Genomic DNA, 13,724 nt, shown 5'->3' with positions numbered 1-13,724 from the left:
GCGCGCTCCTGGGACCGTTGAGGGCCGTACGGAACAAGCCGTGCGAAACGGACCATCGACGTGGACCGGTACGGATCATCCCTTCGTGGACCCTCGCGTCGGGCAGATCGGAAGATGTGCCAGAGTTGCCACGTCCGGCCTGTGAGCACGTACCGTACGGCCGTAGTGCGGCGGACTGCCGGGACGGACCTGGAAGGGGCAGCTGGGTTGAGCACGTACGTACCGCAGGCGGCGGCAGCCGTGACGCTGCCGGCCTCGCTCGACGAGGCCGTGGCGGCCCTCACCGCCATGCCCGCCGCCGTGCCCGTCGCGGGCGGCACCGACCTGATGGCGGCGGTCAACGCGGGCCTGTTGAGGCCCGCGGGACTCGTCGGCCTCGGCCGCATCAGCGAGATCCGCGGCTGGCACTACCAGGACGGACACGCGCTGCTCGGCGCGGGCCTCACGCACGCGCGGATGGGGCGGCCGGACTTCGCCGCCCTGATCCCGGCGCTGGCGGCGGCCTCGCGGGCCGCGGGCCCGCCCCAGATCCGTAACGCCGGAACGCTCGGCGGGAACATCGTCACCGCGGCACCGACCGGCGACGCGCTGCCCGTACTGGCCGCGCTGGAAGCCACCTTGGTGATCGCGGGGCCCGGCGGGGCGCGGCGCGAGACGCCGGTCTCGCATCTGCTCGCGGGGCGGGACATGCTGGAGCCCGCCGAGTTGGTGGGTTTTGTACGGGTACCGCTGCTGCACGCCCCGCAGGTCTTCCTCAAGGCGACCGGGCGCACCGGGCCGGGACGCGCCACCGCCTCGGTCGCGGTCGTCCTCGACCCGGCGCGGCGCGGAGTGCGGTGCGCGGTCGGCGCCATCGCGCCGATGCCGCTGCGGCCGCTGGAGGCCGAGCAGTGGATCGCCTCGCTGATCGACTGGGACGGCGAACGGGCGGCGCTCGCACCGGAGGCGCTCCACGCCTTCGGGGAGTACGTCGCGGCCGCGTGCATCCCCGACCCGGTCGGCGAGGGGGACGAGGCGCCACCGCTGTCCCCGGCCGTACTCCACCTGCGGCGGACCGTCGCCGCACTGGCCCGTCGAGCACTGGGGAGGGCGCTGGCATGACCACGAACGACGAGAACCACGAGCAGCAGGGCGGCTGGCAGCCGGTCCCGCAGGGCGGCGAGTACGACTCCGAGGCGACGGCGTTCGTCCAGCTGCCCGCGTACCCCGAGGACATGGACTGGGCGGGCCCCGCGGGCTCGCCGCTCGCGGCGCCCGGGCACGGCTACGTACCGCCGATGATCCTTCCGTTGACGCCCGCGGCCGGTACGGACCCGGCGGCGACGGGGTCCTGGTCGATGCCGGTGACACCGCAGGCCCCGCAGTGGCCCGAGCCGGAACCGGCGCCCGCGCCGGTGCAGGACCAGGGGCTGACGGGGCAGTGGACGTTCAGCGAGCCGGAGCCCGAGCCGACGGCGAGCGACCTCACGGGCCAGTGGACGATCCCGGTGGCCGGGGGCGAAGTCCCGGAGGACTCGGGCGAGTTCACGATGTCGACGCTGCGCGGCCCGGCGACGCTGCCGGGCGGGGCGGCGGCTCCCTGGGCGGTACGGGACGAACCCGCGGGGGACTTCGACCCGCGCCCCACGCACCCGGACGCGGAGCCGGCCCCCGCGCCGTGGCCGACGCCGGCCGCGACGGACGGAACCCCGCCCGAGGGCACCCCGGTACCGGAGTTCACGACCCACCAGGCCCCGCCGACCCTGCCCGGCGGCGCCCCGGCGCCATGGGCGGTGGCCGGCGGCGGGACCCCGGCGCAGGGCACGCCCGTACCGGACGAGACGTTCACGGCCGTCGAGGAAACTCCGGTCGAGGAGGCGCGGCCCGCGCCCGTCCCGGAGCCGGAGTCCGCCGTTCCCGTACCTGCACCCGTGCAGGAACAGGTGCCCGCGGAAGAGCCGGAGCCCGAGGCCGATGTGCCCGGACCCGAGCCCGAGGCCGATCTCGATCTCGCGGCCGAACCCGAAGCCGAACCCGCGCTCCCCGCAGCCCGGAGCGAGCACACCCCCGCCTCCTACGTCCTGCGCGTGAACGGCGCCGACCGGCCCGTCACCGATGCCTGGATCGGGGAGTCGCTGCTCTACGTCCTGCGTGAGCGCCTCGGTCTCGCCGGGGCCAAGGACGGGTGCTCGCAGGGCGAGTGCGGGGCCTGCAATGTCCAGGTCGACGGGCGGCTCGTCGCCTCCTGTCTGGTGCCCGCGGCCACCGCCGCCGGGTCCGAGGTCCGTACGGTCGAAGGGCTCGCCACCGACGGCGAACCCTCCGACGTCCAGCGCGCCCTCGCCCAGTGCGGGGCCGTGCAGTGCGGATTCTGCATCCCTGGCATGGCCATGACGGTCCATGACCTCCTCGAGGGCAACCACGCCCCCACCGAGCTCGAGACCCGTCAGGCGCTCTGCGGCAACCTCTGCCGCTGCTCCGGCTACCGGGGCGTCCTGGACGCCGTCGCCGAGGTCGTCGCCGGGCGCGAGGCGTCGGCAGCGGCGACCGCAGCGAGTACCGAGGAAGCCCGCATCCCGCACCAGGCGCCCCCCGGCGCGGGCAGCGTCCAGCAGCAACCCCACCCGCACGACGGAGGCATGGCGTGAGCAACGACGCGGCCACCGCGACGACCCCCGAGACGAGCGGCACCGAGCAGGAGCAGCCCGCCCACGGGCTCGGCGCGTCGCTCTCCTCGGCCGACGCGCGCGCCAAGGCGGAGGGCACCTTCCCGTACGCCGCCGACCTCTGGGCCGAGGGCCTGCTCTGGGCCTCCATCCTGCGCTCGCCGCACGCCCACGCCCGGATCGTCTCGATCGACACCTCGGCCGCCGCCGCGATGCCGGGCGTGAGGGCCGTCGTCACGCACGCCGACATCCCCGGCGACACCGCCCACGGGCGCACCGTCGCGGACCGGCCCGTCTTCGCCTCCGACCTCGTACGCCACCACGGCGAGCCCATCGCCGCGGTCGCCGCCGACCACCCGGACACCGCGCGCCTGGCCGTCGCCGCCATCGCGGTCGAGTACGAGGTCCTGGAGCCGGTCACCGACCCGGAGAAGGCCTTCGCCGCCGAGCCGCTGCACCCCGACGGCAACGTCATCCGCCACATCCCGCTGCGCTACGGCGACCCCGACATCACCGGCGAGGTCGTCGTCGAAGGGGTCTACCGCATCGGCCGCCAGGACCCCGCCCCCATCGGTGCCGAGGCCGGTCTCGCCGTGCCCCGCCCCGACGGCGGCGTCGAGATCTACACGGCGTCGACCGACCCGCACACCGACCGCGATCTGGCCGCCGCCTGCTTCGGCCTGGAGCCCGACCGCGTGAAGGTCGTCGTCACCGGCGTGCCCGGCGCGACCGGCGACCGCGAGGACACCGGCTTCCAACTCCCGCTCGGGCTCCTGGCGTTGAAGACCGGCTGCCCGGTCAAGCTCGCCGCGACCCGCGAGGAGTCCTTCCTCGGCCACGCCCACCGCCACCCCACCCTCCTGCGCTACCGCCACCACGCGGACGCCGAGGGTCGGCTGGTCAAGGTCGAGGCGCAGATCCTCCTCGACGCGGGCGCGTACGCCGACGCCTCCTCCGAGTCGCTCGCCGCCGCGGTCGCCTTTGCCTGCGGCCCGTACGTCGTCCCGCACGCCTTCATCGAGGGCTGGGCGGTACGGACGAACAACCCGCCGTCCGGCCACGTCCGGGGCGAGGGCGCGCTGCAGGTCTGTGCCGCGTACGAGGGCCAGATGGACAAGCTGGCCGCCAAGCTGGGCGTCGACCCCGCCGAGCTGCGCCTCCGCAATGTGCTCGCCACCGGCGACCTGCTCCCCACCGGCCAGACCGTCACCTGCCCGGCCCCCGTCGCCGAACTCCTGCGCGCGGTAAGGGACTTCCCGCTGCCCGCGCTCCCCGTGGACACCCCCGAGGACGAGTGGCTGCTGCCCGGAGGGCCCGAGGGCGCGGGCGAGCCCGGTGCCGTACGGCGCGGAGTCGGCTACGGCGTCGGCATGGTCCACATGCTCGGCGCCGAGGGCAAGGACGAGGTCTCCACGGCCACCGTGAAGGTCCACGACGGGGTCGCGACCGTGATCTGCGCGGCCGTCGAGACCGGGCAGGGATTCTCCACGCTGGCCCGGCAGATCGTCCAGGAGACGCTCGGAGTCGAGGAGGTGCACGTCGCCTCGGTCGACACCGACCAGCCCCCGGCGGGGCCCGCGACGCACGGGCGCCACACCTGGGTCTCCGGCGGTGCGGTCGAGCGCGCGGCCAAGATGGTGCGGACGCAGCTATTGCAGCCCCTGGCGCACAAGTTCGGGATGTCGACGGAGCTGCTGCAGATCGCGGACGGCAAGATCACGTCGTACGACGGTGTGCTCTCGACGACCGTCACCGAGGCGATGGACGGCAAGGAGCTCTGGGCCACCGCCCAGTGCCGGCCGCACCCGACCGAGCCGCTCGACGAGAACGGGCAGGGCGACGCCTTCGTCGGCCTCGCGTTCTGCGCGATCCGCGCGGTGGTGGACGTGGACATCGAGCTCGGTTCGGTCCGGGTGGTGGAGCTGGCCGTCGCGCAGGACGTGGGCCGGGTCCTCAACCCCCGTCAGCTCGCGGCCCGTATCGAGGCCGGGGTCACGCTCGGCGTCGGCGCGGCGCTCACCGAGAACCTGCGGACCACGCGCGGAGTCATCCGCCACCCCGACCTCACCGGCTACGCACTGCCGACCGCCCTCGACGCCCCGGACATCCGCATCGTGAAGCTGGTCGAGGAGCGCGACGTCGTCGCCCCCTTCGGCGCGAAGGCGGCCGGCGCGGCGCCCGTGGTGGCGTCTCCGGCGGCGGTCGCTTCGGCCGTACGGGCGGCCACCGGGCGTCCGGTCAGCAGGCTGCCGATCCGGCCGCAGGCGGCCGTGGTGACACCGTGAGCGACGCCGAACTCGTCGCGGCGGCAACGGAGTTGGCGGCCACCGGCTGCCGCGGTGAGAACCACACGATGGCGGCGGCCGTGCGCACGGCCGACGGCAGGATCGTCACCGGCCTGAACGTCTACCACTTCACCGGCGGACCCTGCGCCGAACTCGTCGCGATCGGGGCGGCGGCCACCCAGGGCGCGTACGACCTCACCACGATCGTCGCGGTCGGCGACGGGGGCCGCGGCATCGTGCCGCCCTGCGGGCGCTGCCGCCAGGTCCTGCTCGACTACTTCCCGGAGATCCGGGTGCTGCTCGGCGCCGGTGAGCACGTAGGTGAGCACGTAAAGGCCGTCCCTGTCAGGGATTTGCTGCCCGAGTCATACGTTTGGGCAGATCACCAGCTCTGAGCGGATGGCCCCGGCGGGCCGCGGGTAGTGCTGACCGAGTTCAGTGACCCCGTGGGAAAGGCCGGAGTGCAGTGGCGAAGAGTTTTGTCATGCCGGAGTTCTATCTGCCTCATCCGGCACGGCTCAATCCCCACCTCGAAGCAGCCAGGACCCACACCAAGCAGTGGGCCAGGGACATGGGGATGCTGGAGGGCTCGGACGTCTGGGAGGAGAAGGACCTCGACTCCCACGACTACGCGCTGCTCTGCGCCTACACGCACCCGGACTGCACCGCCGAGGAGTTGGCGACGGTCACCGACTGGTACGTGTGGGTCTTCTTCTTCGACGACCACTTCCTGAAGCTCTTCAAGTACTCGCACGACCGCGAGGGCGGCAAGGCCTATCTGGACCGCCTCCCGGCTTTCATGCCCATGGATCTGTCGGCCGGCTTCCCGGAGCCGCAGAACCCCGTCGAGGCGGGCCTGGCGGACCTCTGGGCGCGGACCGTCCCCTCCATGTCGATGGAGTGGCGGGCGCGGTTCGCGGAGTCCACCGAGCACCTCCTCAACGAGTCCCTCTGGGAACTCTCCAACATCAACGCGGGCCGCATCTCCAACCCCGTCGAGTACATCGAGATGCGGCGCAAGGTGGGCGGCGCGCCCTGGTCGGCGGGCCTGGTCGAGTACGTCACCGCCGAGATCCCCGCCGCCATCGCCGGCACGCGCCCGCTGCGGGTCCTCAAGGACGCCTTCTCGGACGGGGTGCACCTGCGCAACGACCTCTTCTCGTACGACCGCGAGATCCACGACGAGGGTGAACTCTCCAACGGCGTCCTGGTGTTGGAGACTTTCCTCGGGTGTACGACGCAGGAGGCGGCGGACGCCGTCAACGACCTGATCACCTCGCGCCTCCAGCAGTTCGAGCACACGGCACTGACCGAACTGGCCCCGGTCTTCGCGGAGTCGGGCGTGGACGCGGCGGGGGTCGCGGACACGCTGCTGTATGTGAAGGGCCTCCAGGACTGGCAGTCGGGCGGCCACGAATGGCACGCGGCCTCGGGCCGCTACCCGGAGGGGCGGGCCGACCGGGGCTTCGCGTTGGGTGCTCTCTCGGGGCCCGGCACGTCCGCGGCCGACATCAGGCAGCTGATCGGCGCGAGCGGTCTCGGCAGGCTCAGGCAGCACGCGCATGTCCCCTTCCAGCGGACCGGACCCTCCCAACTCCTCGACTTCGACGTGCCGTTCCCGCTCTCGCTCAGCCCGCACCTTCCCGGGGCGCGGGTCGCGCTGGTGGAGTGGGCGCACCGGATGGGGATGCTCAGCGACATCTGGGACGAGCACAAACTCATCGGCTACGACTTCGCGCTCTGCTCGGCGGGCATCGACCCGGACGCGACCCCGGAGGAGCTGGCGCTGTCGGCGGAGTGGCTGGCGTGGGGGACGTACGCGGACGACTTCTACCCGCTGGTCCTCGGCCAGTCCCGCAGCCTGCTCGCCGCCAAGCTCTCCAAGGACCGGCTCGCGGCGCTGATGGCGGTCGAGGGGGAGTCGGAGGTCGTCCCCATGGACGCGATGGAGCGCGGTCTCGCGGATCTGTGGGCGCGGACGGCGGGCCCGCTGGACCTCGAAGGGCGCCGGTATTTCAGGGCCGCCGTCGACACGATGCTCGACAGCTGGCTCTGGGAGCTGGCCAACCAGGCGGAGCACCGGGTCCCCGACCCGGTCGACTACATCGAGATGCGCCGGGCGACCTTCGGCTCGGACCTCACGATGGCGCTCGCGCGCCTGCGGCGCGGGAATGTCATCCCGGCCGCCCTCTACAACAGCGGCCCGATGCGCTCGCTGGAGGGCGCGGCCGCGGACTACGCGGCGCTGATGAACGACGTCTTCTCGTACCAGAAGGAGATCGAGTTCGAGGGCGAGCTGCACAACGCCCTGCTGGTGGTGCAGACGTTCTTCGGCTGCGACTACGAGGCCGCGCTCGCGGTCGTCGACGATCTGATGCGGGAGCGGATGCGACAGTTCCAGCATGTCGCCGAGCATGAACTCCCGGTGCTGTACGAGGACTTCGGGCTCGACGGGGAGGGGCGGCAGGCGATGGCCGACCATGTGCGCGAGCTGGAGGACTGGATGGTGGCGATCTTGAACTGGCACCGGGGCACGCGCCGTTACGGGGAGGCGGAGCTGCTGGCCGACCGGCCCGGGATCCGCCCGCTGCCGCTGGCGCCGACGGGGATCGGGACCTCGGCGGCGCGGGTGTTCGTCGCCGGCTGAGGATCCACACACGCCGTTTATGCCCTATTTGCGGACTTATTCCTATAGTGGGTGTTGTCGTACCGCATCCCGATGAGGAGTCAGTCCGCATGAGCAATCTGTTCGTCGTCGCCTACAACGACCTCGCCACCGCCAACCAGGTGCGCGACAAGCTCTTCTCCATGAACCGCGAACACCTTGTCGAGCTGGAGGACGCGGTCGTCGTCGAGCGCCGCGAGTCCGACGGCAAGATCAAGCTGCACCAGGCCGTCAACCACACCACCACGGGTGCTGCCAGCGGCGCGCTGTGGGGCGGCGTCATCGGGCTGCTCTTCCTGGTGCCGTTCCTCGGCGCGGCTGTGGGCGCGGCGGCGGGCGCCGCGGGCGGGGCCGTCACCGACACCGGGGTCAACGACAACTTCATGAAGGAGGTCAGCGAGAACCTCCGTCCCGGAGCCGCTGCCCTCTTCGTGCTGGTCAAGACTGCGGCGCGCGACAAGGTCGTCCCGGAGCTGGCGCAGTTCGGCGGCCAGTTGGTGCAGACCTCGCTCTCCACGGAGGACGAGGAGCACCTCAAGGAGATGGTGAAGGCGGCGCAGGCCGAGAAGCAGGCCTAGTCCGTACGCACGCGAAGAAGTGGCCGCCCCCGCACCATGGGGGCGGCCACTCCTTCGCTGTGAGGCCGTGACGGGAATCGAACCCGTGTGCTTCGCTTTGCAGGCGAATCCCTCAGCCACTCGGGCACACGGCCATGTGCCACTCGAACACCTCGACCGTAGGCGGGCGGGGTGCGGGAGCTCAAGGGTGCGGGCCGCCCTGCAATGCGACTGCCACACGGCGTTCATGGTCGTACGACCAAAGGCCTAGCCCAGGCCCTCCCCGGGACAGGGTTCAAAGCCCGCAACGCCCCTTACTCTGAGCCCATGACCGTCCTGGAACCACGCGACGCCGAGGTCGCTGCCCCCGCCCCCATACCCGCCCCTGAGCAGGGCGGGATCCTCGGCAGGACCCACCGCGCGCTCTCCCTCGGCATCATCACCGTCGTCCTGCTGATCGCCTTCGAGGCGACGGCCGTCGGCACGGCGATGCCGATCGCGGCGCGTGAACTGGACGGTGTCTCGCTCTACGCCTTCGCGTTCTCCGCGTACTTCACGACGTCTCTGTTCTCGATGGTCCTCTCCGGGCAGTGGGCAGACCGGCGCGGGCCGCTCGCGCCCCTCGCGACCGGGATCGCCGCCTTCGGAGCAGGGCTGCTCCTGTCCGGCACGGCGTCCTCGATGTGGCTGTTCATCGCGGGGCGTGCGGTGCAGGGGCTGGGCGGGGGACTGGTCATCGTCGCCCTGTACGTCGTCGTCAGCCGCGCCTACTCCGAGCGGCTGCGCCCCGCGATCATGGCGGGGTTCGCGGCGAGCTGGGTGGTGCCGTCGGTGGTCGGGCCGCTGGTCTCCGGGGCGGTGACCGAACACCTGGGCTGGCGCTGGGTTTTCGTGGGGATTCCGGTCCTTGTCGTCTTCCCGCTCGCGCTGGCGCTCCCGGCGATCCGGCGGATGGCATCGGGCCCTGCGGACCCCTCGGCCCCGGTTCCGCCCTTCGACCGGCGGCGCATCCGACTGGCGCTCGCGATCTCGGCGGGGGCGGCGCTGCTGCAGTACGCGGGGGAGGACCTGCGGTGGCTGTCGCTGATCCCGGCGGTGGCGGGTGCGGGGCTTTTGGTGCCCGCCGTACTCGGGCTGCTGCCGCGCGGGACCTACCGCGCGGTGCGCGGGCTGCCGTCCGTGGTGCTGCTGCGGGGGATCGCGGCGGGGTCCTTCATCGCGGCGGAGAGCTTCGTGCCGCTGATGCTGGTGACACAGCGGGGGCTCTCGCCGACGATGGCGGGGCTCTCGCTGGCGGTCGGCGGGGGGACGTGGGCGCTGGGGTCGTGGGTGCAGTCCCGGCCGCGGCTGGAGCCGTACCGGCAGAGCCTGATGGTGTTCGGGATGCTGTGCGTGGTGGTGGCCATCGTGCTGGCGCCCAGCGTGCTGATCCAGTCGGTGCCGGTGTGGATCGTGGCGGTCGCGTGGGCGATCGGGTGCTTCGGGATGGGGATGGTGATCGCGTCGACGAGCGTGCTGCTGCTGAAGCTGTCGGCGCCCGAGGAGGCGGGGGAGAACTCGGCGGCGCTGCAGATCTCCGACGGGCTGTCGAACGTGATTCTGCTGGCGGTGGGCGGGGCGACGTTCGCTGCGCTGGGCGGGGGAGCGGTGGGGGCGCTTCACGACACGTCGTCGGCGTCGCACCCTGCCGCGTTCGCGGCGGTGTTCCTGCCGATGGCCGGGGTGGCGCTGGTGGGGATGTGGGTCGCGACGAGGCTGGGGCCGGGGTCTCCCCGCCGCGGGGCGGCGTAGCCAACGCCGCTGCACCCGGCCGCTCCGCGGCCACCACCCCGGCCGCTCCGCGGCCACCACCCCGGCGCTCCGCGCCGCTGCCTCCCACCACGCCCACCCGTGCAAGGTGGCTGCGATGGGGCGGCCTCCTGGTCGTGGGTGGCTCTCGCCGTTGGCGGCCGCGGGTTGGTGGTGCGGGCCGGGTGCGTGCAAGGAGGCTGCGACCCTGCGGCCTCCTGCTCGTAGGCGCCCCTCGCCGTCGACCGCCGCAGGCCGGCCGTGCGTGCAGGGTGGCCGGGGCGGGCCCCCGCAATCCCCCATGCGCCCCCACCCCCACCCCCACCCCCGTACGCTCCTCCCGTGCACCACCAGACGATCAACCTCAACTTCAACCTCAACCTCAATCTCACCGACGCCGAGTCCGTCGCCCTCGCCGACCTGGCCGACGCCCAGGGCCGTACCGCCGACGACCTCGTCCAGGACGCCGTCCGCTTCCACCTCCGCGCCGAGGGCGAACGCGTGCAGGCGGCCGCCGAGCGGCTGGCCGGGGCGCACGCCGATCTGTTGCGGAGGCTGGGCGAATGACCCGTCATCTCACCGTCGCCGAGGTCACCGGCCTCGCCAGCGCCGCCTTCGGCGGGCAGCCGCCCGAGCTCCGGGCCCCCGGGCTCCTGGAGTCCGCCGTGCACCGGCCGCGCGCCCGGATGTTCGGCACCGAGGCGTACAGCGACACGTACGAGCAGGCCGCCGCCCTCCTCCACGCCATCGCCACCAACCACCCCTTCGTGGACGGCAACAAGCGCACCGCCTGGCTGGCAGCGGCGACGTTCCTCGCGCTCAACGGCGTCGATCTCGCCGGCGCCGACCAGGACGTGGCGTACGACCTCGTCATCGACATCGCGGCCGGTACGGCAAGCGACCTCCCCGCCCTCGCGCAGCGCCTCCGCGCGCTGTGACGCTGTGACCTGAGTCGCACCGGACCCGTCCCCGGCGTCGTCGGCGGCGGGTCCGGTCGGGCCACCGGTAAGGTGGCCCGGTTGTCCTACGGAACGTACGGACGGAACGTACGGACGCCCCCGTGCCCCCGAGAGCCCGAATCGGAGACCGTGACTACTACCGCCTCCCACCACCTCTCACCCGCCTTCCCCGGCCGCGCCCCCTGGGGCACCGCCAGCAAGCTGCGTGCCTGGCAGGAGGGTGCCCTGGAGCGGTACCTCCAGGAGCAGCCCAAGGACTTCCTCGCCGTGGCGACGCCCGGCGCCGGGAAGACCACCTTCGCGCTGACCCTCGCGTCGTGGCTGCTGCACCACCATGTCGTGCAGCAGGTGACCGTGGTCGCGCCGACCGAGCATCTGAAGAAGCAGTGGGCCGAGGCGGCCGCCCGCATAGGGATCAAGCTCGATCCGGACTACTCCGCGGGCCCGCTGAGCAAGGAGTACCACGGCGTCGCCGTGACGTACGCGGGCGTCGGCGTGCGCCCCATGCTGCACCGCAACCGCTGCGAGCAGCGCAAGACCCTTGTGATCCTCGACGAGATCCACCACGCCGGTGACTCGAAGTCCTGGGGCGAGGCCTGTCAGGAGGCGTTCGACCCGGCCACCCGCCGGCTCGCGCTGACCGGGACGCCTTTCCGCTCCGACACCAACCCGATCCCCTTCGTCGCGTACGAGGAAGGCAACGACGGGATCAGGCGCTCCTCCGCCGACTACACCTACGGCTACGGCAACGCCCTCGCCGACGGTGTCGTGCGGCCCGTCATCTTCCTCTCCTACAGCGGCAACATGCGCTGGCGCACGAAGGCCGGCGACGAGATCGCCGCCCGTCTCGGCGAGCCGATGACCAAGGACGCCATCGGGCAGGCCTGGCGTACCGCGCTCGCGCCCACCGGCGACTGGATCCCGAACGTCCTGAAGGCCGCCGACACCCGTCTCACCGAGGTCCGCAAGGGCATTCCGGACGCCGGCGGGCTCGTGATCGCCACCGACCAGGAGTCGGCCCGCGAGTACGCGAAGATCCTCAAGAGGGTCACCGGCGAGAAGGCCACCGTCGTCCTCTCCGACGAGAAGGCCGCGTCCAAGAAGATCGACCAGTTCGCGGCCGACGAGTCGCGCTGGATGGTCGCCGTCCGCATGGTGTCCGAGGGCGTCGACGTCCCCCGGCTCGCGGTCGGCGTGTACGCGACGACCATTTCCACCCCGCTCTTCTTCGCCCAGGCCGTCGGCCGTTTCGTACGGTCGCGCCGCCGCGGCGAGACCGCCTCCGTCTTCGTCCCCACCATTCCGATGCTCCTCGACTTCGCCAACGAGATGGAGGTCGAGCGCGACCACGTGCTCGACAAGGGCAAGAAGGGCAACGACGAGGAGAACCCGTTCTCCGAGGAGGACAAGCTACTCGCCGACGCCGAGAAGCTCGAGGACGAGGAGACCGAGGACCAACTCCCCTTCGAGGCACTGGAGTCGGACGCGGTCTTCGACCGGGTGCTGTACGACGGCGCCGAGTTCGGCATGCAGGCCCACCCGGGCAGCGAGGAGGAGCAGGACTACCTCGGCATCCCCGGGCTCCTGGAGCCCGACCAGGTCCAACTCCTGCTCCAGAAGCGGCAGACGCGCCAGATCGCGCACAGCCGACAGAAGCCGGCCTCGGAGGCCGACCTCCTGGAGAAGCCGGCCGAGGACCGCCCGGTCGTCACGCACAAGAAGCTCCTCGAACTGCGCAAGCAGCTCAACACGTTGGTCTCGGCCTACACCCACCAGAGCGGCAAACCGCACGGCGTCATCCACACCGAACTCCGCCGCACCTGTGGCGGTCCGCCGAGCGCGGAGGCGACCGCGCACCAGATCCAGACGCGGATCGCGAAGGTCCAGGAGTGGGCCACGCGTATGCGGTGACCGGACGCTCGTACGGTCAAAAAGGAACGGCATCCCGGGACAATCCGGATGCCGTTCTTCCATTACTGCCCGGATTCTGGACGGAGTCTTCCGCTGAGCGGACCAGCTCGCTAATGTCCCCGCAACGCACACGCCCCGTGGCAGCGCCGCCTCGGAGCGCAGCCGGTGCCATGGCCTGCCGGTGGCCTCTGCGCGCGACGCCGATGGGACCGGTGGAGCGAGTTCCGTGGAAGTGCCGCCGCGACTCACCACTAAGGAGTGGGCGTCGTGACCGCGGAGACCTCCCAGACGCTCGACCGAGGACTTCGTGTCCTCAAACTGCTCGCCGACACCGACCACGGCCTGACCGTCACCGAGTTGTCCAACAAACTCGGCGTCAACCGCACCGTGGTCTACCGTCTGCTCGCCACCCTCGAACAGCACGCGCTCGTCCGCCGCGACCTGGGCGGCCGCGCCCGCGTGGGTCTGGGCGTGCTGCGGCTGGGCCGCCAGGTGCACCCTCTCGTACGGGAGGCCGCGCTGCCCGCGCTGCGTTCCCTCGCCGAGGACATAGGCGCCACCGCCCACCTCACCCTCGTCGACGGCACGGACGCACTCGCCGTCGCGGTCGTCGAGCCCACCTGGACCGACTACCACGTCGCCTACCGGGCCGGCTTCCGCCACCCGCTGGACCGCGGAGCCGCAGGCCGGGCGATCCTGACCGCCCGGGCCGGGGGCCCGGCGGAGGGCCCCGGCTACACCCTCACCCACGGCGAACTGGAGGCCGGCGCCTCAGGGGCCGCCGCGCCGCTGGTCGGGGTGTCGGGCCTGGAGGGCAGCGTCGGCGTGGTGATGCTCGCCGAGGCGGTGCCGGAGCGGGTCGGGCCGCGGGTGGTGGAGGCGGCCCGGGAGGTCGCGGACGCACTGCGATAAGG

Annotated in this window: 11 protein-coding genes and 1 tRNA gene; 11 read left to right on the top strand and 1 reads right to left on the bottom strand. The window is 72.4% G+C overall.

Annotated elements, in window-relative coordinates:
* The first annotated feature begins 207 nt into the window (after positions 1–207).
* From OG707_RS13860 to OG707_RS13835, 6 genes are all read left to right on the top strand, one after another.
* Positions 208–1,101 (top strand): FAD binding domain-containing protein, encoded by an 894-nt coding sequence (locus tag OG707_RS13860; protein WP_329117963.1) that lies wholly within the window; start codon positions 208–210, stop codon positions 1,099–1,101.
* Positions 1,098–2,627 carry a 2Fe-2S iron-sulfur cluster-binding protein gene (locus tag OG707_RS13855; protein ID WP_329117961.1) on the top strand — a complete coding sequence of 510 codons (1,530 nt, stop codon included), beginning with the start codon at positions 1,098–1,100 and terminating at the stop codon, positions 2,625–2,627. Before OG707_RS13860 ends, OG707_RS13855 begins: the two co-directional genes overlap by 4 nt.
* On the top strand, positions 2,624–4,930 hold the full coding sequence (locus tag OG707_RS13850) for a xanthine dehydrogenase family protein molybdopterin-binding subunit (RefSeq protein WP_329117959.1): 2,307 nt from the start codon (positions 2,624–2,626) through the stop codon (positions 4,928–4,930). Before OG707_RS13855 ends, OG707_RS13850 begins: the two co-directional genes overlap by 4 nt.
* Entirely contained in the window at positions 4,927–5,325 is a 399-nt protein-coding gene (locus OG707_RS13845) for a cytidine deaminase family protein (RefSeq protein WP_329117957.1), read from the top strand. The genes OG707_RS13850 and OG707_RS13845 overlap by 4 nt, the downstream gene beginning before the upstream one ends.
* A gap of 71 nt (positions 5,326–5,396) precedes the next feature.
* Positions 5,397–7,577, top strand: a complete 2,181-nt coding sequence (locus OG707_RS13840; RefSeq protein ID WP_443071327.1) for a terpene synthase family protein — start codon at positions 5,397–5,399, stop codon at positions 7,575–7,577.
* Positions 7,578–7,666: 89 nt separating this feature from the next.
* Positions 7,667–8,173: a DUF1269 domain-containing protein gene (locus tag OG707_RS13835; protein WP_329117953.1), complete on the top strand. Its 507-nt coding sequence runs from the start codon at positions 7,667–7,669 to the stop codon at positions 8,171–8,173.
* 62 nt (positions 8,174–8,235) lie between these two features.
* Here the strand turns inward: OG707_RS13835 and OG707_RS13830 are convergent.
* A tRNA-Cys gene (locus OG707_RS13830) sits at positions 8,236–8,307 on the bottom strand.
* Positions 8,308–8,479: 172 nt separating this feature from the next.
* On the opposite strand from OG707_RS13830, the gene OG707_RS13825 reads away from it, so the two are divergent.
* The 5 genes from OG707_RS13825 to OG707_RS13805 all read left to right on the top strand — a co-directional run bounded on the left by OG707_RS13825 (position 8,480) and on the right by OG707_RS13805 (position 13,722).
* A complete protein-coding gene (locus tag OG707_RS13825) occupies positions 8,480–9,943 on the top strand; it encodes an MFS transporter (protein ID WP_329117951.1) in 1,464 nt (487 codons plus the stop codon).
* Positions 9,944–10,282: 339 nt separating this feature from the next.
* Complete coding sequence (locus OG707_RS13820; RefSeq protein WP_329117949.1) at positions 10,283–10,507, top strand: hypothetical protein; 225 nt, start codon at positions 10,283–10,285, stop codon at positions 10,505–10,507.
* Positions 10,504–10,878, top strand: a complete 375-nt coding sequence (locus OG707_RS13815) for a type II toxin-antitoxin system death-on-curing family toxin (protein ID WP_329117947.1) — start codon at positions 10,504–10,506, stop codon at positions 10,876–10,878. Before OG707_RS13820 ends, OG707_RS13815 begins: the two co-directional genes overlap by 4 nt.
* A 150-nt stretch (positions 10,879–11,028) precedes the next feature.
* Positions 11,029–12,810, top strand: coding sequence for a DEAD/DEAH box helicase (locus OG707_RS13810; RefSeq protein WP_329117945.1), 1,782 nt, complete (start codon positions 11,029–11,031; stop codon positions 12,808–12,810).
* A 267-nt stretch (positions 12,811–13,077) separates the two neighbouring features.
* Entirely contained in the window at positions 13,078–13,722 is a 645-nt protein-coding gene (locus tag OG707_RS13805; RefSeq protein ID WP_329117943.1) for an IclR family transcriptional regulator, read from the top strand.
* Positions 13,723–13,724 lie beyond the last annotated feature (2 nt).

Origin of the sequence: Streptomyces sp. NBC_01465 (assembly GCF_036227325.1) — a bacterium.
In the GTDB taxonomy this organism is placed as follows: Bacteria; Actinomycetota; Actinomycetes; order Streptomycetales; family Streptomycetaceae; genus Streptomyces.
Note: the sequence above shows the minus strand (reverse complement) of the source record. Positions and strands in the feature narration are given on the sequence as shown.